This window comes from Caballeronia sp. ATUFL_F1_KS39 (genome assembly GCF_023630985.1).
Taxonomy (GTDB): Bacteria; Pseudomonadota; Gammaproteobacteria; order Burkholderiales; family Burkholderiaceae; genus Caballeronia; species Caballeronia zhejiangensis.
Genome location: NZ_JALQDZ010000039.1, coordinates 1 through 24,915, shown reverse-complemented (window position 1 = coordinate 24,915; position 24,915 = coordinate 1). Strand labels below are relative to the sequence as shown.

Sequence of the window (24,915 nt, the reverse complement as noted above, 5' to 3'; positions counted from 1 at the left end):
GCGGCGCTCGTATGCGCGCTGAAGGCTTGTTGCAAGGCGCTTTCGAATGGGAATGGACGCATGGCGCACAGTCTAGCGCGATACGCGAACGTGCGTTCTTCGATGCAGCGACGCCTAACTCAGCGCGACGCTCGCCACGATTTCCATGAAATGCGGCAGCGCGGGCGTAACGCGCCGCGCGTCCTTCGCTTCATCGTCCCATCGGCGCAGCGCGATGGCATCGCGCGCGTAGGGCTTCGCGAGAAAGGCCTGCACGGTTTCATCGTCGAATATGCCGCCTTGCAATTGGAGGCTGCGCAACGAATCCGCCGACAGCCGCGCGTGATACGACGCATCGATCGCACAAAGGCAGCGTTTTGCATCGACGTGCAGGCGAATCGGTTCGAGCACGGCGTCGGAAAACAGCGGACGCAGAAACGGCAGCGCGAAGTACTGATGCAGATCGTCGATGCCGCGTTCGCTCGGTGTCTCGCCTTGCGGATTCAGCAGGTGCCCGAGATCGTGCAGCAAGGCCGCGACGATCAGCTCGCGGCTCGCGCCCGCCTGCTCGGCGAGCGTCGCGCTTTGCAGCGCGTGCTGCAATTGCGTGACCGGCTCGCCGCTATAGGCGATTGAACCGTGTTCATCGAAGAGATGACGGATGTCGTCGAGTGAAAGCGCCATCGTAAGGAAAGGGTCGGGCGGGTATGCTTGGAGCGAAATGACGCGCGATTCTCGCAAGGCTTTATGACGCGATGATGGCGCACGCAAAGCGTGCGTTGAACCTCATGCCTTTCTCTTTCCGCCGACGCCCCGAACTCGCAGGCCTCGATCGCGCTTCACGACGCGATGTGCGCCGCATCGCGTGGCATTTCGCGCAGCGTCATTGGACGCTGCATGCGCCGGCGTTCGTGTGGATCGTGTTCGTGCTGCTGCATACGCGTTATCACCTCGTACCGGAGCGGCGCGACTATCTGCTCATCACGCTTCTTATCTTCGTGGCGGGCGTGGTGAACATACGGCTGCATATCGCGCGCTATCTGAAGCCCGCGCGCGCCATCTTCGATTCGTTAGGCGCCATGGCCGCACGCGCGATCACGGGCCGCTAGCCGTTCGTGTTGCAATGCCGCATCGCGCGAAAGGACCCCGTTTTTCGCGTGTTAGGATGCTCGACGACCCGCATCCACCGAACGCAAGATGGCAACGTTATACGAAACGCTCGGCGTGGACGAGCACGCCACCGAAGAAGAAATCAAACGCGCGTATCGCAAGGCCGCGATGCGTTGCCACCCGGATCGCAACGTGGGCAACGAAGACGTCGCCCGCGCGAAGTTCCTCGAGATCAAGGAAGCCTACGCGATTCTCTCCGACCCCGCGCAACGCGAGGTCTACGACCGCATCTACACGGAAGAGATGCGCCGCTGGGAAGAGCGCGTGCGGCAGGAAGAAGCCGAACGCGAAGCGCGCGAAACGAAGGAGCGTGAAGCCCGCGAGGCGCTCTATGCGCAGCGCGTATCGCTCGCGATGCGCTTTGCATCGAAAGGCCATAATCGTGACGTCGTGTTCGGCGTGCTGCTCGGCGCGCAATGCGACGAGTCGACCGCGCGTCAGATCGCGGACAGCGCGATCGCGCTGCACGAATCGCGTCAGGAGAGGGAAGAATCGAAAGAGAAAGAGCGCGAAGAAGAACCGGTCGCGGCGAAGAAAGAAGAGAAGGAACCGGCGGCTGCCGACGCGTCGAATCCGCTCGGCGCGATGTGGTTCCAGTTCCTCAACAACCTGCGTTTCTGAACCGCCTCAGGCCGCGAGTCTTTCGCCGCGCATGTTGCTTTGCTTCGGTGCGGGCGGATACACGCACCAGTGCCCGTCATCGTGGCGGAAGAAGAACAGCGCTCGCGACACCGCGCCGTGCAACGCCTCGACGCATACATAGCGCCGCCTGTCGGCACGCGTGCGGCTGAACTGCCTCACATGCACCGGCATGCTGCCCGGCGCGAGCCATTTTTCTACCTGATAACGAAGGGACTGCTCGTTCGCGCATTTCATTTCAGTCTCCAGCACGCGGCTTTCATGTTAGGGATAACGGCCGAACACGCCGATGATTGAAGCCCTATCAGTGAAACCCCTGCCGCGACGCATCACATTCTTGACAAAGCACTTGAACTCTACGCTTCAAATCCTGAGCCGTGCCCGTTTTGGCGAAATAGCAACAGCGAGCTTGAACGCGTCTTTCGCCGTGCCCGTTGATGAAAGATGCGTAGCGCTGTTGAACTCATCGTCTTGCAACGCGATGCGAGGGTATGTGCGCGATCGGTCATATGAAATGGCCGATTCGTACGTTACCCGTCACTGGTTTCAAAGCGAACGTCGTGCCTGAGTCGTGCGAATCAGAGCGGGCGCGCGAAGCTGAGTTCGTGGCCGTCCGGATCGGTGAGATGGAAATAGCGCTCGTTCCAGGGCGCATCGCGTGGCGCGAATTGCGGCTCGAGGCCGTGTGCCACTGCTTTCCGATAGAACGGGTCCACATCGGACACATGGATGATGACGCGGCCCCAGAAACGAATCGGGTCGTGCGTCTCGCTGGTCAGATTGAGAAACGAACTGCCGAGCGCGAACGAAGTAAAGGCCTCGTTCGCGCCGCCGTGGACGATGCGAAAACCGAGCGCCTCATAGAAGCGCACGGCGCGCGGCATGTCGTTCGTCGCGAGCGTGATCGCGCTCAGGCTTTCGACGCGTGCCTCGTCGCTTGATTCTTCCATGCTGTCGTTCGTCATCCCGGATGATGCTGATGCGACACGAGCGGCAGCACCGAAAGATCCGGATGCGTGCCATCGACGATGCTCTTGCCGATATGCCGCGCATCGTCCACCGCGTCCTGCGCGCGCGTGTAGGCGTCGTCGCCGTCGGCATGGAAGTGCACCGCTTCGCCCGGCGTGTTCGCGTTCGCGCCGGGCCTGCACACATATCCGACATACACGTAGCGCTCCATCGTGCTCGGCGGCGCATGTTCGGGCGTGGGCTTCAGTTGCGGCTGCACGTGGATCTCGAAACCTTCGTAGTCGAAAACGTGCCATTGAGCGGGATCGTCAGGCATGACCGCCTCCTTGGTGTAGTGTTCGCTCGCGATTCAACGTTACTCCTGTTGGCGCGATGAAGCCACCGCGAAGCGCATTCGCGTCAGAAGAAATGCGTATGTGTGGCGCGGGAAATTGACAGCGTCTTCGCGCGCGGCGGATACTTTCCGGCGCACTTGCTTGAAGCGGATACGTCTGCCGTTGTCCCGATCCGGGAGGCGCGGTGAAGCCAGCCACGACACATCGTACTGTCCTTGCCCGCGCGATGCCGCGCATGACCGCGCTCGTCGGCGACATCACCGCGGGCACCGTGTCCACGCTGATGATGCTGTGCTACGCGATGAGCCTCGGCACGCTCATCTTCAGCGCCGATCTCGCGCGCTATGCCGAACTCGGCGTGCCCACCGCGCTCGTAAGCTGCATCGTGACCGCGTTCGTCATCGCGGTGACGAGCTCGATGCGTATGAACATAGGCGGGCCGGACAGCAACGCGACGGCGTTTCTCGTCGGCGTCGCGGCGGGCGTCGCGAGCAGCGTGCGCGCGAACGGCGGCACGCCCACGGTCATCCTGCTGACGGTGCTCGTCGCCATCGCGCTGTGCTCGCTCGTGACGGGCCTCATTCTCTTCGCGATCGGTTCATCGAAACGCAGCCGTTCGCTGCAATTCCTTCCCTATCCGGTGATGGGCGGGTTTCTCGCGGGCACCGGCTATCTTCTGATCGCGGGCGCGTTTCGCGTGCTGACCGGCGTCACGCTCGATTGGCACACGTTGCCTAAGCTCGCGCAACTGCACTGGCTTGCATGGGCGCCCGCGCTTTTCGTCGGCGCACTCGCGACGATTCTCGCGCGCACCTGGCGTCACGCGGCCGCATTGCCGATCACGCTTGCTATCGGCATCGCGCTCTTCTACGTGCTGTTGCGCGTCGCCGGCATCTCGCCCGACGATGCGCGCGACATGGGCCTCCTGCTTCAGCATGTGCCGGCGCATGCGCTGCACATTCCCGAGTTGCATCTGCCGTCGTCGCTCGCGCGCGGCGAGATCGACTGGCACGCGATCGTCGCGCACTTGCCCGAGACGCTCATCGTCACGTCGGTGTCGGCGATCACGATCATCATGAATTCGACGGCGATAGGCGCGGCCACCGGCCAGGACATCGACCTCAATCGCGAGATGCGCGCGGCCGGTCTCGCGAATATCGCGAGCGGTCTTTTCGGCGGCATGGTCGGCTATCAGTCGTATAACCGCTCGATGCTCAACGCGCGCGCCGGCGCGACGAGCCGCGCGGCGGGCGTGTTCGCCGCGCTCGCGTGCCTCTTCCTGCTGATCGCATCGCCCGATCTCGTGTCGCTCTTTCCGGTGCCCGTGCTCGTCGGCATGCAGATCTACATGGGCTTGCGTCTGATGATGGACTGGCTCGTCGGCGCATATCGCAAGCTGACGTGGCACGAGTATCTGCTCGTGCCGCTGATCCTCGCGGTGATCGCGTTCTATGGCGTCATCGCGGGCGTCGTCGCGGGCGTGGTCGCGGCGTGCGTGACCTTCGCGCTGCTCTATGGTCGAGCGGGATGCGTTCGCATGGAGTTCGACGGCCGCACGCGCACATCGAATGTCGAGCGCAGCATCGAGGAAACGCGCTTGCTGATCGATCGCGGCGATCAGATCTGCGGCGTCTGCCTGCAAGGGTTTCTTTTCTTCGGCTCCGCGAATTCGATGTTGCAGCGCATCCGCGAGCGCATTCGCTCGCATGGTCCGCGTCCGGTGCGCTATGTCGTGCTCGATTTCGCGTGGACCAACGGCATGGACGCGTCCGTGTCGCTCGCATTCGTGAAGCTGCGTCAGGCGTGCGCGGCGATCGGCGCGGATCTCGTGCTGACCGCTCTGCCGCGCAACTCGCGCGCGCTGCTAGGGCGCACGGGCGCGCTTTCGCTCGGCATCCACGAGTTCGACACGCTCGACGCCGGCCTCGAATGGATCGAAGCGCAGCAGCTCGCCACGACGACGCGCACGCTCGAACCGCGCGCGCCGGCCGGCGATTTCCGCGCGATGCTCGCGCCGCATTTCAGCGAGCGCGCGCTGCAGGGACTGGCCGCGTTCCTAGACGTATGCAATATCGGCGCGGGCGAGGCGCTCTTTCGTCGAGGCGATGCGGGCGATGCGCTTTACATCGTCGAAGAAGGGCGCGTGACCGTGTCGCTGCCGCTCGCCGATGGCCGTTCGGTGCGGCTGCGCTCGTTCGGTCCGGGCACGATCATCGGCGAGATGGCCGTGTACACGCATGCGCCACGCAGCGCGGATGTCGTCGCCGACGAACCGGCGCGCCTGCGCCGTCTCACGCTCGCGGCGCTGCGCAAGATCGAGCGGGACGATCCATTGACCGCGCAGGAGTGGCATCGCTTCGTCGTGAAGATGATGGCGTCGCGGCTCGCCATCGCCGATGAAGCGTTGCGCGCGGCGTCGTGATGACAGGCATGCGATCTGCTTTTGCCGGGAAGCACAACGCCGGGGCCTTCAACATGACACACACTGTCCGCGCGATGCGCGCGCTTGCGCTCGCCATCGTCATGACGAGCGCGCTTGCCCAGAGCGCGCCGCAATCGATCGCGATGCTCGACTGCACCCTCATCGACGATAACGCCGCCTACAACGACGCCGAAATCGACCGCATTCAGAGCGCGCGCCTCGCGATGGTGAGCGGCGCGTTTCGCGACGACTTGCGCGAGCGCGCGCTCTTTCGCGTCGCCGACAATGCGAAGGCCAGCGATCTCATCGCGACGCTGAAAAGCACGCAGGACATGAACGCGTGCAACGGCTGCGAACTGCGTGTGGCGAAGGAACTCGGTACATCGCGCGTCGGCGTGTGCTGGGTGCAGAAGATCAGCAATCTCATCCTCAACATGAACCTGCGCGTCGAAGACGCGAACAGCGGCGCGATGCTCTTTCAACGCTCCGTCGACATACGCGGCAACACCGACCTGTCGTGGAAGCGCGGCGCGAAGGCGCTCGTCGATCTCCTTGCAAGCGATCCATCCGCGACGCGCTAGATTGGCGCCACGCGAAAAGTCCAGCGGAATTCGGGAATTTCTCCCGGCCGATGCCGTTGCCTCGGCTGCGCCGATTGGGCTAAGTTGAGGCTGCCGGCACGCGCGCCGTGCCGTGCTGCGCGCGTGCGCTCACGAACTCGAACAATCGGTATCGAAACCGCTGGAGACGACCATGCAAGTCAGATTCAAGGCGGCGCGCATCGCCTGCGCGTCGGCGATCGCGACATCGCTTGCGTTTGCATTGGCGGCGAACGTCGCCCATGCCGCCGCGCCGACCGCCTACGTGACGACCGAAAACGCCGGCGTCGGCGTGATCGATCTCGACACGCTCGCGCTCGCGACGACCTGGGATGTCGGCAAGGACGGCCCGCGCGGGCTGTCGCTCAACAAGGAAGGCACGCGTCTTTACGTGGCGAACAAGGCGACGAGCGATCTCTCGGAGATCGATACGTCGACGGGCAAGGTCACGCGGCGCGCGAAGATCGGCAAGAATCCCGAGTTCGTGCGCGTGTTCGGCGGCTATGCGTATGTGACGTACGAGCCGGGTGAAAGCGGCGGCCCGCCGAAACCGGGCCAGCCGGAGAAGGACGACGACGACGCGAATTCGCCGCCCGCCGAGATCGCCATCGTCGATCTGAAGACCATGAAGATCACGCATACGGTCAAGAGCGGGCACGAGACCGAAGGCGTCGAGTTCTCGCCGGACGGCAAGCTGATCCTCGTGACGAACGAGGGCGACGATACGGTGTCGGTGTATCGCGTCGGGACGGGCAAGCCGGTCCGCACGGTGAACCTCGACAAGGGTTCGCGTCCGCGCGGCATCAAGGTGTCGCCGGATGGCAAGCAGTATGTCGTCACGCTGGAGAACGCGAACAAGTTCGTCGTGCTCGATGGCAAAAGCCTGAAGACCGTGAAGACCGTCGATACGAAGACGGGCCCGTATGGCGTTTCGTTCGATCCTTCCGGCAAGCGCTTGCTGATCGCGGCATCGCGCGACAAGACCTTGCAAGTGTTCGACGGCTCGACCTACGAGCATAGGAAGGATGTGCCTGTCGGTCAGCGCTGCTGGCACTTCAGCTTCACGCCCGACGGCTCGAAGCTGCTGCTGGCCTGCGGACGTTCGAACGCGGTGTACGTGCTCGACGGATCGGACTACAAGGAAGTCAAGCAGATCGGCGATCTGCCGCTGGCGTGGGGCATCGTCACTTATCCGCCGAGCGCGGGGTCGATCGTCGGGCGTTGAGCGGCAAGGAGGCGTTGCCGAGTGTGAAATGGCCGCATTGCGCGGCCACTTCCATTCGTGCGCCGTGGCATTGCGCATATTGCAACGTCGATCACGACGAATGCGCGCGAGGGACAGGACGCATCCGCGCAGCGAGGAAGACAGGCTTCGCTGTCAGGCTTCGCTTTGGGAAGGCATCAACGCGCGCGGCATTCCGTGGAAGTCGTATCAGGATTGAGCCGCGCTATCACGTCATATCACTTCCACGCATACCGCATCCCCACCCACACGCCACGCGGCGCACCGACGCCGAGAAACTGCTCGTTCACCGTCGCGCCGTTGTTGAACGTGTGATTCGGCCCGTCGAAGAAGTTCTCGCCGAGAATCGCGAAGTTCGCATAGCGCTTGTTGAGCAGGTTCTTCACGGTCGCATAGACCTGCAACTGTTTGGTCACGTTGTAGGTCGTGTCGAGATCGATCAGGAAATAGCCCGCGACGCTGCCGTTGACGTCCTGATTGTTTTCGTCGCCACGCGCGAAGATATTGCTGCGATACGTGAGATTCGTGCCGATGTTCCAGTGCGCAAACGGGTTGTAGTCGATGCGCATCTTCACCGTATTCGCCGGAATGCCCGGAATGCGGTCGCCCGAATGCACGGTGATGTTGCCATCGGCGTCCGCGCTCGAATTGCTCGCGCTGCTTTCCGTCCACGTCGATCGATACGTCGCGTTCACATAGCTATAACTCGCCGCGATGCCCACCGGTCCCCATTGCGTGCGGCCCGCGAGTTCGAAACCTTGCCGTCGCGTCTTGCCGACGTTCTGAAAATAGCCGAGCGTGCTGCCCGCGCCTTGCGCGCTGACGAACTGGATGTCGTCGTCGAGCGTCGTGCTGTAGGCCGCGGCGCTCCACTGCGTATGACTGCCGAGACGCCCGCGCGCGCCGACTTCGAACGTCTTCGAGATCACCGGCTTAAGATCCGGGTCCGCGATGAAGTCATTGGGCAACGAGCACGGCGCGGCGGGGTCCGCGCACGCGAGTTCGATTGCGGTCGGGGAGCGCATGCCTTCGTTGTACGTCGCGTAGGCGGTGAAGTTCGGCGTCGGATTCCAGTTGAAGCCCACGGCCGGGTTGAAGCGCGAGAACGTGTGATTCCCGTCGAGCAGCGGCTGCACGCCGCTCTCGTCGCCGATGGTCGCCTTCGCCCAGTTGTAGCGTCCGGCGAGCGTCATCGACCATTGTTCGTTGAACGAGAACGTATTCTCGAAGTAGATGCCGAGATTCGAGTTGTGCGTCTTCGCGTCGGTCGTCGGTGCGAACGGACCCGTGGCGATCGTCGCGCGGTTGTCTTCGAATGCGGCCGGCTGCTCGGCCTGCGTGAAATGCGAATTGGCGAAGTCGCCCGCCGCGCCGACGATCAATTGATTGTCGTGATCGAAGAGCCTGTTGAGCAAGGTGAGTTGCAGGCTCGCGCCGTAGCTGTCCGTCACGATCACCGACTGGTCGTTGAAGGCTTGCGTGAGTTCGTCGGCATCGTCGCCGTCCGGATCGAAATCGTCGTTGACGTTCGAACTCACGTTCTTGTTGCGATAGTGGCGATAGTACGCGTTGCCGCTCAACTGCACGTTCGGCGTGATGTAGTGCTCGGCGTTGATCGTCAGATAGCCGACCTGATTCTCGTTCGTGTCGGGAAACGTGTACGCCTGACGGAAGTTGTCCATGAACGAGCGCGGAATCGTCTGCGAGCCGTTCAGCGTGTTGTCCGCGCCGCCCATCGAAACGGAGACCGTCGTGTCGGCGTCGGTATAGCGGATCTTGCCGAACGCCTGGCGCAGCTTGCTCGCGTTGTGATCGGCCCAGCCGTTGTCGTTCGTGACGTTCGCGGTGAAGTAATAGTCGAGATGATCGCCGATCGCGCCGCCTTGCTCGATCTGCGCATACTTGCGTCCGAACGAACCGAAGCCGACATCGACGTTGCCGCCCGGATTGCTGCGCCCGTTCTTCGTCGTTACCGCGACCGCGCCGCCGAGCGTGTTCAGGCCGAACGTCGGATTCGACCCGGGGATGATCTGCATCGTCTGGATCGCGGCCTGCGGAATCAGATCCCAGTTGACGACATCGCCGAACGGCTCGTTGATGCGTACGCCGTCCATGAACACCGACAAGCCCTGCGGCGTGCCGAGCAGCGGCGACGCAGTGAAGCCGCGATAGTTGATGTCGGTCTGCCACGGATTGCCTTGCGCGTCGTTGGTATCGACGCTCGCGACGTTCTTCTCCAGATAGTTCGTGACGGTCGGCGAATGCTGCACCTGGATCTCGCTGCCCTTGATCGTTTGCACGTTCGCGGGCACTTTCTCCAGCGGCGTGCCGACGCCGACGAGCGGCGTGGTCCCGACGACGACGATCGAAGGCAGTTCGGTTGTCGGCGTCGTATCGGCTGGCGGCGTCTGCGCCCATGCCGCCACAGTGATGCTCGCGAACGCGCCGCCGAAGACGAGCCGCAGCCCCGCTCGGGGTTTGAACGGATGCGCGGGCGCGCGCAGGCGCGGCATGCTCTTCATCATCGTCTCCTCTTTATATTTCGATTCACGCGCCGAGCGTGTTTCTTTCGATGAAAGCGTCGCATAAGACAGCGCGCGTGGACCGGGAGCTTTTCCCGATCGCGCAGGGAAGCGTTCCCAATTGCGTTCCACCCACCGCACGGCGCGATGACGCCGTGCGTAGAATGCATTCCACGATGCCGACCGAATCCTTGCCCTCTTTCGCGAAAGACGCCGACCGCCGCGCGCCGCGCTCGCCGGTGTGGCGCGACCTTGCTTGCGTGCTCGCGGCGACGCTGATCGCGGCCGCGCTCTTTGCGCGTTTCGATTTCAGCGAGTACGCGTATCGGCTGACGCGCAGCGCCGAACGCTTTCAAGTCGATGAATTGCCGCCGACGCTCGTCGTGCTCGCGATCGGTTTCGCGTGGTTCGCGTGGCGGCGTTATCGCGAGGCGCAATCGGAAGTGCGCAGACGGCGCGCGCTCGAAGAAGAGGCCGAGCATCTGCTTGCGGAGAATCGTCGCCTTGCGAATCAGGCGCTCGCCGCGCAGGAGACCGAGCGGCGTCATCTCGCGCGCGAGTTGCACGACGAGCTCGGGCAATACCTCAACGCGATATCGCTCGATGCGGGGCGTATCCGCGATTTGTCGGCTACGCGCGAGGCGGAGATTCATCGGCTGTCGCTTGCGCTGATGCAAAGCGCGACGCATGTGTATCGCGAGATCGGCGGGATGATTCGCAGGCTGCGTCCCATCGGCCTCGATGAATTCGGCTTGCCGACGGCGCTCGAACATTGCGTCGATGGCTGGCGCGAGCGCTTGCCCGATGTGACGTTCACGCTCGCTGTCGACGGCGATTTCGACAATTTGAGCGATGCGCTCAACATCACGCTGTATCGGCTCGTGCAGGAAGGGCTGACGAACGTATCGAAGTTCGCACGGACTTCACGCGTGGAGATTTATCTGGCGCGCGCGCCGGAAGAAATTGTCGTGACGATGGCCGATGACGGCCCGGGCGTCGATCTCGCGAAGCCGCGCAAGGGACTCGGTTTGATCGGCATGCGCGAGCGCGTCGAAGCGCTCGGCGGCGAGTTTCAGATCGTGAGCGAGCCGGGCGCGGGTTTTCTGTTTTGCGCGCGCGTGCCGGCTCAGGCGGGGCTGCCGTTGCCCGCGACCGCCGACGAAGCGAAATCGGCGAAGTGAAGCCCCAGGCGGTTCGCGATCTGTGCCAACTGCACGCCGTTATCCGCGCCGAATTTTTGGCGGATCACCGATTGATGATTCGCAACCGTCTTCTGGCTCAAGCCTAACTTCTCCGCGATGCTCGGCAGCGTATAACCCTGCACGAGCAATCTCAGCACCTCGAATTCGCGCGCGGATAACTGCCGTCCTTCCTGAATGCTCGCGCGCAATGCAAGCGCTTGCGACACATCGGGACTCAGATACGAAACGCGCCGCGCAACCGAACGCACCGCTTCGACGAGCACATCGGGCGCGCTCGCCTTCGTCACATAACCGCGCGCGCCCGCATCCAGCGCGCGTCGCACGAAGATCGCTTCTTCATGCACGCTGAAAATGAGCACATGCGCGTGCGGCTCGCGCGCCAGCATGCGCCGCATCGCCTCGATGCCGCTTGCGCCCGGCAACGCGAGATCCATCACGACGACATCCGGCTGCAGCGCGCAAAACTTCTGATAAGCCTCGGCTGCATCCGCCGCTTCGCCCGCGACGTTCACATCGGGACTCAGTTCGAGCAGACGCTTGTAGCCTTCACGCACGACGGCGTGATCGTCCACCAGCAGCACGGAGATATCGGCAGTCATGGCTTGTCTTCTCCTTCTTTTGAACCACTACCGGAGGCCTCGGCCGCGATGCGCTTCGAGTTCGCATCGTTGCGAAAGACGATGGGTTGCTCTTGCGGTTCCTGCCGTGCCGATGCAGCGCGCACGACTTCGATCACGCGCTCGTGATGCGGGGACTTGTCGCAAACCGGATCGGCATTCGCGGGGTCCTGCGTCAGCAGATACGCCTGACAGCGGCAGCCGCCCATGTCGATGGCCTTCTCGTCGCAACTGCGGCACGGCTCCTTCATCCAGCCGAAGCCGCGAAACCGGTTGAACGCATCGCTCTCGTACCAGATGTCCTTGATCGGCATATCGGTGACGTTCGGAAACGTGAGGCCCGGCAATGACCGCGCGGTATGACACGGCAGCGCGGCGCCATCGGGCGCGATGCCGAGAAACACCGAGCCCCAGCCGTTCATGCAGCGCTTCGGTCTGCGCTCGTAGTAATCCGGCACGACGAAGAAGATCTTGCACCGGTCGCCGATCTCGCCGCGATAGCGTTCGACCACCGCTTCGGCTTCGTCGAGCTGCTCTTTGGTCGGCATGAGTTGCGCGCGATTCTTGTGCGCCCAGCCGTAATACTGCGTGTTCGCGAGTTCGAGATACTCCGCGCCCATCGCGAGCGCCATGTCGATGATGCGTCCGATATGCGGCAGGTTATAGCGGTGAAGCACGCAATTGAGCACCATCGGAAAGCCATGCGCCTTGATGAGATTCGCGACGCGCTTCTTGTAGTCGAAGGTCTTCGTGCTGGAAAGGAAGTCGTTCAATTCCTGCGACGAGTCCTGAAACGAAAGCTGTATGTGATCGAGCCCGGCGTCCTGCAACGCACTGATGCGCTTCTCCGTCAGACCGATGCCCGATGTGATGAGGTTCGTATAAAAGCCGAGCTTGCGCGCTTCGCCGACGAGCGTTTCGAGATCGTCGCGCAAGAGCGGCTCGCCGCCGGAGAAGCCGAGTTGCGCGGCGCCCAGCGCGCGTGCCTGACGCAATACGTCGATCCATTGATCGGTGTCCAGCTCGCGCGTGTGATCGGCGTAATTCACCGGGTTGTAGCAGAACACGCAATGCAGCGGACAGCGATACGTGAGCTCGGCAAGCAGCCAGAGCGGCGGCGCGACGGTTGCGTCTTCGTGCTCGGGCTTCGCAATCGGTTCGGACAAGTCGGTCATGACGCTACTCCAGCCAGCCTCGCGCACGCGCGCCGGCGATGAACGCGCGCACGTCGTCGCCGAGGCCGGTCGCATTGAACGCCTGCTCCAGATCGGCGACGAGCGCGGGGATATCGCGCGTGCCGTCGCATCGCAGAAGAATCTCCGATGCGCTCTGATTGAGCTTCACCATGCCTTCCGGATAAAGCAGCACATGCGCGTTCTGCGCAGGTTCCCATTGCAGCCGGAAGAGGCGTTTTAGTTTCGGATGCAACGAATCGTCCGGCGCTTCGACGGCTTCCTGCTTGCGTTGAGTCGGGTTCGTATCGCTCATTGCGGAAAAGCCTTTTCGATGGAATCGAGCATGGTCCAGAGAATATCGAGCTTGAACTGCAGGATATCGAGCGCGCGTTGCTGTTCCTGACGCGTCGTGAAATGCGCGAGCGTCACTTCGAGACCGTGCTCGACATCGCGCTGCGCAAGCGACACGCGCGAGCGGAAATAAGAAAGCCCTTCAGGCTCGATCCACTTGTAATGCTCGGGCCATGTCGCGAGCCGGTCCTTGTGAATCTGCGGCGCGAACATCTCCGTAAGCGATGAACACACCGACTCCTGCCACGGCGCACGCCGTGCGAAGTTCACGTAGGCATCGACGGCGAAGCGCACGCCCGGCGTCACCAGCTTGAGCGACCATAGATCGTCGCGCGAGAGGCCGACCGCATCGCCAAGACGCGCCCATGCCTCGATGCCGCCGGGCTGATCGTCGTAGCCATCGTGATCGAGAATGCGCAGCACCCAGCGGCGGCGCGTGTCGCGATCGGGGCAATTCGACATCACCGCCGCATCCTTCAGCGGAATGTTGATCTGATAATAGAAGCGGTTCGCGACCCAGCCGCGTATCTGTTCCTTCGAGCAGCCGCCGCTGTTCATCTTCACGTTGAACGGATGATGAATGTGATACGCCGTGCCCTTCGCGCGCAACTGCGCTTCGAATTCGTCGCGCGTCCACGCGGGGCCTTCGTCTGTCACTTTCGTGAAGATCGGGCCTGTGGTCGGGTTGAGCATCGGGTCGAACATCTAACGGTCTCCAGTGCGAATGTCACAGCTCGAAAGTCATGCCGTCGTGCGCGACCTCGATGCCGTGCTCCGACAACATGCGCCTTTCAGGTCCATCCTCGATGAGGATCGGGTTCGTGTTGTTGATGTGGATCAGCACCTTGCGCACGCCCGCGCGATCGATCGAATCGAGCACGTCGATCATGCCGCCCGCGCCGGTTTGCGCGAGATGGCCCATATCCTTGCCGGTCTTCTTCGTGAGGCCGAGGCGAATCATTTCATCGTCGGTCCAGACGGTGCCATCGACGAGCAGCAAGTCTGCTTCGCGCATCGCATCGAGCACATGCGGCTCCAGCGCGCCGAGCCCCGGCGCATAGAATGCGCGCTTGCCCGAAGCGCGATTCGTGAACATAAGGCCAATGTTGTCGCCTGTTTCCGGCGCATCGCGATGCGGCGAATACGGCGGCGCCTTGCTCGACAGAGGCAATGCGTCGATGCCCACGCGCGGCAGCTCAGGCACGGACAACGATGCGCCATCGAGCGCGATGGGCCTGTGCTCGACGCCACAGTAATGCGAAAGAATCGACGTGATGGGAAAGCCCGTCGAGAGGTCCTGCCACACGGCGTCCGTCGTATAGAGCGGCAAGGGCGTGCCGCGCTCGCGCAGCATCAGCAGACCGGTGACATGATCGATCTGCGCATCCATCGTGATGACGGCAGCGATGCCGGTGTCGCGCACCCGGCGCGCGGGCTGCAATTCCGGGTTTGCGGCGATCTGCGCAAGAATGTCCGGCGATGCGTTGACGACCAGCCAGTCCTCGCCGTTATCGGTAACAGCAATGGACGACTGAGTGCGCGCACGCGCCAGAATGGAGCCGCGCCGCACGCCATCGCAATTGCGGCAGTTGCAGTTCCATTGCGGAAAGCCGCCACCCGCCGATGAACCGAGCACGCGAATCTTCAAGGCAGCATCCTCCGCAAGAGACCGTCGCGATCGATCAACTGATGCTTCATCGCGCCGAGAAAATGCACGATGACGAGCGCGGCCATGATCCACGCCAGATACTCGTGAATGCCGAAGAAGATCTGCCGCATGGATTTGTCGTCCCAGCCCCATTGCGGCAGCGCGATGCCCCAGAACTTCGTGCCGAACTTGTTGAACGACGAGCCGAGATAACCGGTGAGCGGCATCGCCACCATGCCAACGTATAAAAGAGCCTGCGTAATGCTCGCGGCGGCGCGTTGCCACGTTCGCATCGGCGGCAAAGGCGGCCGGCGATAAGCCAGACGTGCCAGGATGCGGAGCAGCACCAGCAGGAAAACGGTGATTCCGAGCGACTTGTGGAAGTTGATGAGGTCCGACTTGAACGGCAACCCGCGCGGCAGGCCGACCATATAGAAGCCGATGCACAGCATCGCGATGATTGCGATCGCAATTATCCAGTGCAACGCGATCATCGGGCCTGCGTAACGCTCGCTTGCGGCATCGATACGGCCGTCGCGCGACGTTGCTGATGTCCGCGCGGTGCTCATGGCGTGTCTCCCCGGAAGTGCCAACGGTCCATTGTTCATCTCCTTGCTACGAATTGGCGATCAGCAATTCCCCCCGTCCATCGACGGCGAGATCGCCCGCGTAGCGTCGCGGCAATATCTTGCCAGCGAACTGCGAAAAGGGTGCGATCTCGCGCGCGAGCATGCGCGTGAACAGCAGCCAGAAGACGTCGAAGCCGCGCCCGCCTTCGGTGAACGTCGGCGGAATGCGGGATGGCGCATTTGCCAGCAACACCGTGCCGCGCCGCATGCCGTAGCCCAAGTGTGCGCCCACTTTCCCGCCGATGCAGACCGAGCCCGCGACGAGCCGCGACGCGGCGAAATCGCCCGCATCGCCCGCGACCAGCACGGTGCCGCGCCGCATGCGATCCGCGAGGCGCGCGCCTGCGCTGCCGTGAATCGCGAGCGTGCCGCCTGTCATGCCTTCCATGTCGCCGGGCAGCGCACTTGCGGCGAACTCGCCGGCGTTGCCGTGAATCGACAGTCGTCCGCCTTGCATCTCGCACGCGGCGAATGCGCCCGCATCGCCTCGTATGTTCAACTCGCCGCCGGACATCTTCATGCCCGCGTAATCGCCTGCAGCGCCGTGCACCGCGAGCGTGCCTTCGGTCATGTTCGCGCCGATGCGGTCGAGCCACGGCGCATCGCCTTCTATCGTGAGTGCGGGCGCATCGCTTGGTTCCTGCGCGATGTCGAAAAGATCGCCGAGCGCGCACGTTTCGCCCGCGCCTTGCAGCGTGATGCGCGGCAGTTCTGTCGCCGATATCTCCGCGAGCGTCGCGGGCAGTAATTTCGACCCGTCGACGCGAAAGCCCGGCGCATTTTTTACGCGCAACGTGATGGCGTTCATGCGCGGCTCCCGTCGATATGCTTCGACAGTTCATGCAGCTTGAAATGGTACGGCCCGAGCTTGCCGCCGTAGTTGCCCGCCGAAATGCGCAGCACCCCGCCGGCGCGCCCGATCTTCGTCGCCGCCGCGATGCCCGCGGTCATCGCCGCGCCGACATCGGCATCGGTCAAGCCGTCGATGACGATTTCGAGCACGCACGCGATGTCCGGCGTCAGCTCGCTCTTCTTCGACAAGCCGACGAGCGTCGGGCAGAACGCATCGTTCGTGGACGCCGTCGCGCCCGCATACTTCGATCCGATCTTCGATCCCGAGCGCACGACGCCGCCCGGAAACGGCGTGATGACGTTCGGCAGCCGATGCATCGCGGCGACGGCGGATTCGGCCGCATTGAGCGCGCTGTCGATGTCGCGCGCGAGAAACAGCAGATTGCCGCCGCCGACCGCTTTCACCGTCGCGGTGAATTCCTCGCAGACGAACTCGCCGTCCATCACGGGCACGCGCCAATAGCGTGTGCCGTCGAGCACTTTCGATATTTGATAGCCGTCGCCGAAGAAGCGCAGGCCCGCGCCGAGCGGCGCGTTGTCGGAGAGCGGCGCGCGTGTGTTGGCGGGATCGATGCCGCCATAGACGGCGGTCGTCGGGCACGTCAGCACGCATTGGCCGACGCGCCGCGCGATCTGCTTGGCGAGTTCCTTCGACGATATCGCGAAGATCAGCACCGAGATTCCGGGCCTGCCATCGGGCGTTTCATCGCCGGACAGATCGCGTTCGATGCCGGCCTCGCAGCCGCAATCGATGACGGACGTCGCGAAGCCTGTCAGCGAATTGGCCGCGTGACGCGCCCACGTCGACGAATGCGCGGTGATGACGAGGCGCGTCGCTTTCATCGGGAAGGCTTCGGCGAAGGTGTCGTCGATCTGCGTGTCGTTGATACGCATGCGTCAACTCCCGTTCGAAGCGAAGCATGCGACGGGCAACAGCCGCCCGCCGTTGCAGCATGCGCAGATTTCATCGTCGCCGATCGCGATGTTCTCGAAGCGCGTCGCGAGGTTTGCCTGCGTGAATTCGCGCACGCGCTTTTCGATCGCGCGGTCGTAGTCGGGGCGCACGTAATGGATGCCGCCGGTGGGCGTCGCGAGCAGCGTGCCGTCGCGCGCGATCAGCTCGCCGTCCTTGAACACGTAAGCAGGCGATGTGAACATGCGCTCGCGATCGTCATCGTCGCGATACACGGCAATGTCCGCCGCCGCGCCTGCGCCGAGATGCCCGCGATCCGTGAGGCCGAGCAGTTTCGCGGGACCGGCGCGCGTGATGATCGCAATGTCGTAGAGCGAGAATTCGCGCGTGATTTCGCTCAACGCGCTCGCGGTTTTCGCATCGGCGTGCAGCTTGTCGAGTTGTTCGTCGCGAAAGGACTTGTCCATCAGCAAGCGGATCAGATGCGGATAGCTCGTGAACGGCGCGCCGTTCGGATGATCGGTGGTCATCGACACCCGCCACGGATCGTCGACGAGCAAAAAGATCTCGAGCCCGATGATCCATTGGAGCGCATTCACGAAGCTCTGTTCGCGGTACTTGAACGGCACGATGCCGCAGCCCGCATCGCATTCGATATCGCCGAGCACCCATTTGCGCGGTCGGGCCATCGGCGCGTTCTTGAACTGCATCATCGTGTCGCCGGATGCGGTGACGGTCTGACCGAAGATGATCTGGCCGACATCGATCGTCACGTTGGGCCGCGCGTTCACTGCATCGGCGATCGCGCGCGCGCCCGATGAAAACTTGCGAGGGCCTTCCATGCCGTAGCTATGGAACTGGATATGCGTCAGATGAATGGGCAGGCCATCGGCGGTGTCCATCGTTCTGATCGTCGATTCGATGTTGCCCGGCACGCCGAGATTGCTTGCGTGAACATGCAGCGGATGCGGCACGCGCAGCTCGGTGAGCGCGCGCGTGAGCGTGCTCAACACGTCGCGCGGCGTGATGCCGTAATGCGCGTGCTTTTCATCGACATCCAGCGAACGCTGATTGAACTTGAACGCCGATATGCCGCCCGGATTGACGACCTTCACGCCGAGCGCCTTGCTCGAATCGATGGTCCAGCCGACGTAATCGCGCAGACGCTCGAAGTCTTCCTTCGCAGCGAGCATCTGCAGGAAGAGCTCGTCGTTGCCCATCATCACGTAGGCGCCGTGATCGATGATCGGCGTGTCGCCCATTTCCAGATGCGCGTGGCGCGCGTTCGACGCGATCATCGCCGGCTCGAACGCGGCCGTGTAGCCCATTTCCGCATAGCGATAACCGGTGGCAAGCGTGCCGGGCGCGCACACGCCGCACGATGGCAGACGCATGTATCGGCCTTCGTTCGGACGATCGGGCACGGCACGCGGATCGTCGCGATGATCTTCGGGCAGAAGCAGCCGCGACAGATTCGTCTTTCCGCCGCCGATGTGCGAATGCAGATCGATGCCGCCCGCCATCACGATCATGCCGCTCGCATCGTAATCGCGGTCGATGCTTTCGTTCGCGGCATCGGCGACGATGCGGCCATCGCGCATATGGATGTCGCGCTTCTCGCCATCGACGCCATTCGCCGGATCGTAAAGCGTGCCGCCTTTGAGGCGCGTGACGCTCATGCGGGCCTCCTTGCCTGCGCGAGTTGCGATGCGATCGATGCGACCGTCGGCAAGGCGTAATCGCGCGCGGCGGCGAGCGGCGCGACCACCGATGTATCGACGCGAAACAGATGCCCGCCGCTGTCGATGCCCGGCGTCGCGACGGGGATGAACACGGTCGGCGCGTGGCGCACGGGGACGGCCGTCGATGGATGCGCGAGGATGATCGCGGGCACGTTCGCATCGAGCGATGCGGGCAGCGGCTCGGGCGCGAAGCTGGACACCCACAGGAGCGCGTCGATTTCGCCGCGCTGCAGCAGCGTTTCCGAGCGATAGCGATGCGCGTCGTGATCGAGCGGCAAGCCGTATGCGACGCGCGTGCGCAGCGGAAAGCCCGACAGCCATGTGATCGCCTGATTGACGGACGCGGCGCCGTCGTCGCTGGTGAGGGCGAGCGTGCCGGCGCGCGCGGTGCGATTGATCGCCTTGACGATGCGTTGCAGCGCTTCGATCGCGAGCGCGGCGTGTTGCGTCGGCAGCGCCGATGGCTCGTAGATCACCGCCGTGTACTTCGCGGCGTTGATGCGTTCGGTCAGCGCGACGAGCTCTGGCGTTGGAATCGGACGGCCGCCTTCGACGAGCGCGGACCACAGCGCGAGTGTGTCGAAGGGATCGGCGTTCGCGAGGATCGATTCGGCTTGGGCGTTGGCGGCTTTATCGATGTCACATCCGATGAATACAACCTTTGTCTCGCGGCCCTCGCTTGCGATGCGCTCGAAGAAGCGCGGATAGCGTCGCGACGGCTCGCACGCGAACACGACGATGAGATCGGCGCGCGAGCGGACTTCGGAGAGCGTCGTGAAGAACGAGCCGCGATCTTGCAGTGCGCGATTGCTGTCGGCGAGCGTGTCGCCGTGAAGGTGATCGAGGATCGCGCCGCACTGCGCGGCGAGTTCATAGAGCGCGCGTGCGCCGGACACGTCGGTCGCGAGACCGCCGAATAGCGGCCGATGTGCGTTCGACAGGATCGCGGCGGCTCGCGAGAGCGCCGACTTTTCGTCGGTGACTTGCCCGTCGATTTGGGGCTTCTGGCTTGCATCGTTCGGACCGAAGCGGGCAAGGGAGGCGTCCAGACGCGGGCAGGCGGTGTGCGGCGCTGCGAGGCGATGATCGGCGGTGGGTGCGAGCGTGATGTCGTCGCATAGTAAAGGGCAGAACGGACAGGTCCAAGGTTTTGAGGCCGCGGACGGGGCGCTCGGCGTGGTGGAGGTATCGGGCATGGTCGACCTTTTGAGCAAGGTCTATGCCGGTTTTGTTGCTTTTGCTTTTGCTTTTCGCTTTTGCTTATCGCTTTTTGATTTCGCCGGATCCCGTTGTCGTGTCGGTCTATTAGCACTGCCCCTGTGCGGGGCGGCACTCACTTTCTTTGCTGCTGCAAAGAAAGTAAGCAAAGAAAGCAGCTTCCGATACGCCCGCGGTCACACGCAATTTGGGTAGTCCTCTCGTCCATCGTGGGCTGCCTAAAGAGTGCCCTCATAGGCCCAACCGGGCTTGGCTCGCGCACGGTCCGTCTCATCGCACCACATACCAAACTGGTTCAGCACCAAATAGCTCCAGCCCGCTTCGCGGCCGACCGGTCAATCGGGAATGCGCGTGCTTCGCTACTAACATCTTTATCGCACTGCGCGCGCAAACCGATGGTTTCCCTTGCAGACCCAGCGGCAGCGCGTAGCGCTGTGCCGAAGCTGTTTCGTGCTGAACCAGCGCGCTCAACGTATTCGGGCGGCAGACCGTGCGCGAGCCAAGCCCGATTAGGTGTTTGAGGGCACTCTTTAGGCGAGTGCCGCCTGTGACGAGAGGACTACCCAAATTGCGTGTGACCGCGGGCCTGAAGAGCTGCTTTCTTTGCTTACTTTCTTTGCAGCAGCAAAGAAAGTGAGTGCCGCCCCGCACAGGGGCAACGCTAATAGACCGACGCGAGACCGGGATCCGGCGACTACTGGAAGGAAAGTGACTACCGCCCGCACAGGGGCAATGCTAATAGACCGACGCGAAACCGGGATCCAGCGAAACCCCCGCCGGGAAAGGCGAAAAAAACTGCTCCGCATTGCAACACACTGTCACCCATGAATCACCATATGCAACACCTGCTTCCCAAACGATTACACCTGAAACGCGCCCCGAAAGCCGTTGGCATAAAAATTGAGTTCGATGCCAAGGAAGTCAGAAAGAAGCCCCGCGATGCACATCGCCCTGAGATAAGGCGCCATCGTGAATAGCGGAAGCGACGAGCCAGGCAGAAGCGCCGCTGCGCTCGGCGAGCGCGAGATCATCGGCATGGCGGATTCCACCCGCGCCGATCACCTCCCGCGCCCCGGCAAGCGCCCGCACGTCAGCGAACGTGTCGAGATCGGGCCCGCCATACGCGCCCACATGATCGAGCGTCATCACGATCACGCGCGACGGCCACCATCCGCTCTCGCCATGCGTCGCCCCGAGCGCGCGCCCGCCGCGATAGTCGAGCGAAAGTATCGGCTCGAAGCCGCAAGCCGATGCCTCGGCGATCGCGCCGACATCGACGAGCGTTTCGGTGCCGAACACAGGCAGGATCGCGGCAGGCGCCGCTGAACGCGTCAGCCGCAAGACGCGTTCGATGAAAGCGCGCATCGGCAGAAACGCGGTAAAGCCCGCGTCGAGCCAGATGCGCAGGCCGTCGCCGAGGGCATCGCAAATCGCGGCGAGCGCGGCATCGTGCGCGCCGCGCGAAAGGATCGCGCCCAGATCGGCGACGTACAACGTGCGCGCGCCGGTCGCGGCGACGAGCGCGCGGGCGATCGCAACAGGATCGCTCGTCGCGCACAACGAGGACTGGATCGGCCGATAGCGCGAACGCTCGCCGCGCACCGCGCGCACCGCGTGGCCGTCGAGCAGATCGAGAACGGGTATCACCTGCATGGATGGCTTTCCTTTGACCAAGATCTTTGTATTCGAGTATCTCACCGGCGGCGGCATCGATCCGGACGCGGCAGGCGCAGGCAGCCTCGCCGATCTCTCCGCGCTCATCGTCGAAGGCCGCGTGATGCGCGACGCCATCGCCGCCGATCTGCGCGCGCTGCCCGGCATCGACGTGACCGTCGCAAGCTCGCGCTTCGAGCAACTCGACGGCGCAAGCGGCTACGTGCGCGCGCATCCGGGCGAATCGCTCATCCGCTTCGTGGCCCGCGTGGCGCGCGAGCATGACTATGCCTGCATCGTCGCGCCCGAGTGCGACGGACTGCTGCTCAAGCTCTACGACGCCGTCGGCCAGGCGCGCTGGCTCGGCTGCGCGAAGGAAGCGATCCGCGCGGCATCGAGCAAGAGCGCGACGGCCGCGTGTCTCGCCGCGCGCAGCATCGCCGCGACGCGCGCGCTCGAACCGGAAAACGCGGCCGCCGCAATCGGCCGGCGCTGGGTCGTCAAGCCCGACGACGGTGCGGGCGGCCTCGATACCTACGTCTACGACGACCTCGCCGCCGCGCGCGCCGAATACGCCGCGCGCGCGGAAGCGGGCCGCAATCCCGTGCTGCAGGAATGGGTCGACGGCGAGCCGTTGAGCCTTTCGCTGATCTGCCGCGACCGGCTCTCGCGGCTCGTGAGCATCAACCGGCAGCGCATCGGATTGTCGGATGCGGCGGGATCGGAACGGCGCGAGCGCATCGTTCAGTTCGATGGCGTCGATGTCGACCGCATCGACCGGCATGGGCCGCAAGGACGCGCGCTCGAACGGCTCGCACTGCGCGTCGCCGATGCGTTTCCGGGGCTGCGCGGCTTCGTCGGCATCGATGTCGTGTGGCATCCCGAGCGCGGGCCGGTCGTGATCGAGGTGAATCCGCGTCTCACGGTCGCGTATGCGGAACTGAGCCGGCGCGGCGGCAGGAATCTCGCGGCGGAGCTGCTCGCGGCGCATCGCGTGCCCGGCTTCGACGGGGATGCCGGATTGCTGCGCGCGTGCGCCGGAGCGTCGTCATGACGGCACCGACATTGCACGATGCGCCGGTGTTCGGCTGGGACGTGGGCGGCGCGCACGTCAAGGTGTCGATGGCGACGCGCGCGGGCGTGCTCGCCGACGTCGCGCAATGGGCGTGTCCGCTGTGGCAGGGCATGGCGCACCTGGAACGCGCGATCGACGCGATGTTCGAGCGCTGGCCCGCCGCCGCCGATCCGGCCGCGCGCCACGCCGTCACGATGACGGGCGAAATGGTCGATCTCTTCGCCGACCGTGCCGACGGCGTGCGTGCGTTGACGCGCGCGCTTGCGCAAAGGCTCGGGCCGCGCACGATGTTCTTCGCCGGCGACGCGGGCTGGCTCGCGCGCTCGGCGTGCGCGGAACACTGGCGCAAGGTCGCATCGGCTAACTGGCTCGCGACCGCGCAATGGGTCGCGGCGTGCCTGCCGGATGCGCTGCTCGTCGATATCGGCAGCACGACGACGGACATCATTCCGATCGTCGGCAGACGCGTCGTGGCGCGCGGCACCAGCGACGCCGAACGGCTCGTGAGCGGTGAGCTCGTGTATCAGGGCGTGGTGCGAACGCCGTTGTGCGGGCTCGCGCATCGCATCGCGTTTCGCGGCGAGCACGCCGGCGTGATGAACGAATGGTTCGCGACGACCGCGGATGTCTATCGTCTGACGGGCGAGTTGTGGCCCGAGCACGACCAGCATCCGAGCGCCGACAACGGGCCGAAGACGCAGGCTGCGAGCCGCGTCCGGATTGCGCGGATGATCGGCCGCGACGCCGCCGATGCGAGCGATGCGGAGTGGCGGCGTTTCGCGCAGGGCTGGCGGCGCGAGCAGTTGCGCGCGCTGGAGACGAATCTGGCGCGCGTCGTTGCGCAGGATGCGGCGCTGGCGGCGGCGCCGATCGTGGGCGCGGGTTGCGGGCGCTTTCTGGCGGCGGCGCTGGCGCGGCAGGAGGCGCGCAGCTATGTCGACTTCGCGCGTCTCGCGGGTATCGACGGCGACGATGCGACGCGTGCCGAATGGGTATCGACGTGCGCGCCGAGCGTGGCGGTTGCGCTGCTGGCGTCGATGGCGATGAAGGGCGCGGGAGGCAACGAAGCGCATCTGTCGAACGATGCATCGGCGCGCGCTGCGTGATAGCGTGCGAAACATAGCGAAGGATGCGGGTGCGTGGCCCGCCGGCTTGATCGAACGAGGACAGGAATATGTGGGTGGTGAAGATCGGGGGAAGCCTGAGTCACGACCCGGCGCTGCGCGAGTGGTTGACGCGGCTATGGGAAGTGGGCGGCGGGCGCGTCGTGATCGTGCCGGGCGGCGGCGATTTCGCGGACGCGGTGCGGCAGTATCAGCAGGAGTGGCATTTCGACGATCTCGCGGCTCACAACATGTGTCTGCTCGCGATGGCGCAGTACGCGATTCTGATGCAGGGCGTGGTGCCGGAGCTCGTGCTGGCGTCGAACGAGGATAGGATTCGGCGCGCGTTGCGCGATGGGCGTGTGGCGGTTTGGGTTCCGACCGATCTGATGCGCTCGACGCCCGATTCCATGACGAACTGGGAGACCACTTCGGATTCGCTCGCCGCGTGGCTTTCTACTTCGCTTAATGCGGAGCGGTTGATGATCGTGAAGTCTTGCGAGGTCGAGGCGAATGCGCCGCTCGAGGCGCTAACTTCTAAAGGCATTCTGGATCGGCGGTTTGCGGCTTATGTGCGGGATGCAAATTATGTCGTCGAGGTTTTGAGTAAGTCCGATGTAGGGGTTATGCGGGATCGATTGCTCAACGTGGCGGTTTGAATTTTCTTCGCTTTTGGTTTTGCTTATCGCTTTTGATTTCGCCGGATCCCGTTTTCGTGTCGGTCTATTAGCACTGCCCCTGTGCGGGGCGGCAGTCACTTTCTTTGCTGCTGCAAAGAAAGCAACTGTATTGAGCGTCAAGGGTTGAGTTGGTAAGGATCATGGTTTTGGGGGATTCCAAGTTGTGCCGTCGCGCATCA

The 24,915-nt window shown here is 63.7% G+C and carries 26 protein-coding genes; 10 read left to right on the top strand and 16 right to left on the bottom strand.

What is annotated here, in order from left to right; all coding sequences use genetic code 11:
* Nucleotides 1-114: 114 nt before the first annotated feature.
* Nucleotides 115-663, bottom strand: a complete 549-nt coding sequence (locus NCR93_RS19715; protein WP_175982326.1) for a phosphonate degradation HD-domain oxygenase — start codon at nt 661-663, stop codon at nt 115-117.
* A gap of 104 nt (nt 664-767) precedes the next feature.
* On the opposite strand from NCR93_RS19715, the gene NCR93_RS19710 reads away from it, so the two are divergent.
* Complete coding sequence (locus tag NCR93_RS19710; protein WP_239295348.1) at nt 768-1,088, top strand: hypothetical protein; 321 nt, start codon at nt 768-770, stop codon at nt 1,086-1,088.
* An 88-nt stretch (nt 1,089-1,176) separates the two neighbouring features.
* Nucleotides 1,177-1,770 carry a J domain-containing protein gene (locus NCR93_RS19705; RefSeq protein ID WP_175982324.1) on the top strand — a complete coding sequence of 198 codons (594 nt, stop codon included), beginning with the start codon at nt 1,177-1,179 and terminating at the stop codon, nt 1,768-1,770.
* A gap of 6 nt (nt 1,771-1,776) precedes the next feature.
* On the opposite strand, the gene NCR93_RS19700 is transcribed toward NCR93_RS19705, so the two are convergent.
* The 3 genes from NCR93_RS19700 to NCR93_RS19690 all read right to left on the bottom strand — a co-directional run bounded on the left by NCR93_RS19700 (nt 1,777) and on the right by NCR93_RS19690 (nt 3,073).
* On the bottom strand, nt 1,777-2,025 hold the full coding sequence (locus NCR93_RS19700) for a hypothetical protein (protein ID WP_008354307.1): 249 nt from the start codon (nt 2,023-2,025) through the stop codon (nt 1,777-1,779).
* A gap of 341 nt (nt 2,026-2,366) precedes the next feature.
* Nucleotides 2,367-2,738, bottom strand: a complete 372-nt coding sequence (locus NCR93_RS19695) for a VOC family protein (RefSeq protein ID WP_250457980.1) — start codon at nt 2,736-2,738, stop codon at nt 2,367-2,369.
* 11 nt (nt 2,739-2,749) lie between these two features.
* Nucleotides 2,750-3,073 carry a hypothetical protein gene (locus NCR93_RS19690; protein WP_175982322.1) on the bottom strand — a complete coding sequence of 108 codons (324 nt, stop codon included), beginning with the start codon at nt 3,071-3,073 and terminating at the stop codon, nt 2,750-2,752.
* 245 nt (nt 3,074-3,318) lie between these two features.
* Here NCR93_RS19690 and NCR93_RS19685 point away from each other — a divergent pair, with 245 nt between their 5' ends.
* The 3 genes from NCR93_RS19685 to NCR93_RS19675 all read left to right on the top strand — a co-directional run bounded on the left by NCR93_RS19685 (nt 3,319) and on the right by NCR93_RS19675 (nt 7,338).
* Entirely contained in the window at nt 3,319-5,514 is a 2,196-nt protein-coding gene (locus tag NCR93_RS19685) for a SulP family inorganic anion transporter (protein WP_175982386.1), read from the top strand.
* Nucleotides 5,515-5,567: 53 nt separating this feature from the next.
* Nucleotides 5,568-6,095 (top strand): DUF3280 domain-containing protein, encoded by a 528-nt coding sequence (locus tag NCR93_RS19680; RefSeq protein ID WP_239295350.1) that lies wholly within the window; start codon nt 5,568-5,570, stop codon nt 6,093-6,095.
* A gap of 172 nt (nt 6,096-6,267) precedes the next feature.
* Nucleotides 6,268-7,338, top strand: coding sequence for a beta-propeller fold lactonase family protein (locus NCR93_RS19675; protein ID WP_033535973.1), 1,071 nt, complete (start codon nt 6,268-6,270; stop codon nt 7,336-7,338).
* Nucleotides 7,339-7,574: 236 nt separating this feature from the next.
* Here the strand turns inward: NCR93_RS19675 and NCR93_RS19670 are convergent, their stop codons facing one another.
* Complete coding sequence (locus NCR93_RS19670; RefSeq protein WP_175982320.1) at nt 7,575-9,878, bottom strand: TonB-dependent receptor; 2,304 nt, start codon at nt 9,876-9,878, stop codon at nt 7,575-7,577.
* Nucleotides 9,879-10,054: 176 nt separating this feature from the next.
* Here NCR93_RS19670 and NCR93_RS19665 point away from each other — a divergent pair, with 176 nt between their 5' ends.
* On the top strand, nt 10,055-11,059 hold the full coding sequence (locus NCR93_RS19665) for an ATP-binding protein (protein WP_175982319.1): 1,005 nt from the start codon (nt 10,055-10,057) through the stop codon (nt 11,057-11,059).
* On the opposite strand, the gene NCR93_RS19660 is transcribed toward NCR93_RS19665, so the two are convergent.
* The 10 genes from NCR93_RS19660 to NCR93_RS19615 are packed head-to-tail and all read right to left on the bottom strand — an operon-like array spanning nt 11,005 to nt 20,203.
* Nucleotides 11,005-11,679, bottom strand: a complete 675-nt coding sequence (locus NCR93_RS19660) for a response regulator (protein WP_175982318.1) — start codon at nt 11,677-11,679, stop codon at nt 11,005-11,007. The genes NCR93_RS19665 and NCR93_RS19660 overlap by 55 nt on opposite strands.
* Nucleotides 11,676-12,872: a pyrroloquinoline quinone biosynthesis protein PqqE gene (gene pqqE / locus NCR93_RS19655; RefSeq protein WP_175982317.1), complete on the bottom strand. Its 1,197-nt coding sequence runs from the start codon at nt 12,870-12,872 to the stop codon at nt 11,676-11,678. The genes NCR93_RS19660 and pqqE overlap by 4 nt, the downstream gene beginning before the upstream one ends.
* A gap of 4 nt (nt 12,873-12,876) precedes the next feature.
* On the bottom strand, nt 12,877-13,185 hold the full coding sequence (gene pqqD / locus NCR93_RS19650) for a pyrroloquinoline quinone biosynthesis peptide chaperone PqqD (RefSeq protein ID WP_008354319.1): 309 nt from the start codon (nt 13,183-13,185) through the stop codon (nt 12,877-12,879).
* Nucleotides 13,182-13,928 carry a pyrroloquinoline-quinone synthase PqqC gene (gene pqqC / locus NCR93_RS19645; RefSeq protein WP_008354320.1) on the bottom strand — a complete coding sequence of 249 codons (747 nt, stop codon included), beginning with the start codon at nt 13,926-13,928 and terminating at the stop codon, nt 13,182-13,184. The genes pqqD and pqqC overlap by 4 nt, the downstream gene beginning before the upstream one ends.
* A 22-nt stretch (nt 13,929-13,950) precedes the next feature.
* A complete protein-coding gene (pqqB, locus tag NCR93_RS19640) occupies nt 13,951-14,871 on the bottom strand; it encodes a pyrroloquinoline quinone biosynthesis protein PqqB (protein WP_175982316.1) in 921 nt (306 codons plus the stop codon).
* Complete coding sequence (locus tag NCR93_RS19635; RefSeq protein ID WP_008354322.1) at nt 14,868-15,440, bottom strand: cytochrome b; 573 nt, start codon at nt 15,438-15,440, stop codon at nt 14,868-14,870. The genes pqqB and NCR93_RS19635 overlap by 4 nt, the downstream gene beginning before the upstream one ends.
* A gap of 46 nt (nt 15,441-15,486) precedes the next feature.
* The gene (locus tag NCR93_RS19630; RefSeq protein WP_008354323.1) at nt 15,487-16,308 is read right to left on the bottom strand and encodes a formylmethanofuran dehydrogenase subunit C; all 822 of its coding nucleotides are present in this window, start codon (nt 16,306-16,308) and stop codon (nt 15,487-15,489) included.
* The gene (fhcD, locus tag NCR93_RS19625) at nt 16,305-17,246 is read right to left on the bottom strand and encodes a formylmethanofuran--tetrahydromethanopterin N-formyltransferase (protein ID WP_175982315.1); all 942 of its coding nucleotides are present in this window, start codon (nt 17,244-17,246) and stop codon (nt 16,305-16,307) included. Before fhcD ends, NCR93_RS19630 begins: the two co-directional genes overlap by 4 nt.
* Nucleotides 17,247-17,249: 3 nt before the next feature.
* The gene (locus NCR93_RS19620; protein WP_008354326.1) at nt 17,250-18,944 is read right to left on the bottom strand and encodes a formylmethanofuran dehydrogenase subunit A; all 1,695 of its coding nucleotides are present in this window, start codon (nt 18,942-18,944) and stop codon (nt 17,250-17,252) included.
* Complete coding sequence (locus NCR93_RS19615) at nt 18,941-20,203, bottom strand: molybdopterin-binding domain-containing protein (protein ID WP_175982314.1); 1,263 nt, start codon at nt 20,201-20,203, stop codon at nt 18,941-18,943. The genes NCR93_RS19620 and NCR93_RS19615 overlap by 4 nt, the downstream gene beginning before the upstream one ends.
* On the opposite strand from NCR93_RS19615, the gene NCR93_RS19610 reads away from it, so the two are divergent.
* Nucleotides 20,202-20,420 (top strand): hypothetical protein, encoded by a 219-nt coding sequence (locus NCR93_RS19610; protein ID WP_175982313.1) that lies wholly within the window; start codon nt 20,202-20,204, stop codon nt 20,418-20,420. The genes NCR93_RS19615 and NCR93_RS19610 overlap by 2 nt on opposite strands.
* A 726-nt stretch (nt 20,421-21,146) precedes the next feature.
* Here NCR93_RS19610 and NCR93_RS19605 read toward each other — a convergent pair.
* Complete coding sequence (locus NCR93_RS19605) at nt 21,147-21,878, bottom strand: HisA/HisF-related TIM barrel protein (RefSeq protein WP_175982312.1); 732 nt, start codon at nt 21,876-21,878, stop codon at nt 21,147-21,149.
* 13 nt (nt 21,879-21,891) lie between these two features.
* On the opposite strand from NCR93_RS19605, the gene NCR93_RS19600 reads away from it, so the two are divergent.
* From NCR93_RS19600 to NCR93_RS19590, 3 genes are all read left to right on the top strand, one after another.
* Nucleotides 21,892-22,932 carry an ATP-grasp domain-containing protein gene (locus NCR93_RS19600; protein WP_033536946.1) on the top strand — a complete coding sequence of 347 codons (1,041 nt, stop codon included), beginning with the start codon at nt 21,892-21,894 and terminating at the stop codon, nt 22,930-22,932.
* Nucleotides 22,929-24,059 carry a hydantoinase/oxoprolinase family protein gene (locus NCR93_RS19595; RefSeq protein ID WP_175982311.1) on the top strand — a complete coding sequence of 377 codons (1,131 nt, stop codon included), beginning with the start codon at nt 22,929-22,931 and terminating at the stop codon, nt 24,057-24,059. The genes NCR93_RS19600 and NCR93_RS19595 overlap by 4 nt, the downstream gene beginning before the upstream one ends.
* 68 nt (nt 24,060-24,127) lie before the next feature.
* Nucleotides 24,128-24,715 carry an amino acid kinase family protein gene (locus tag NCR93_RS19590; protein ID WP_175982310.1) on the top strand — a complete coding sequence of 196 codons (588 nt, stop codon included), beginning with the start codon at nt 24,128-24,130 and terminating at the stop codon, nt 24,713-24,715.
* Nucleotides 24,716-24,915 lie beyond the last annotated feature (200 nt).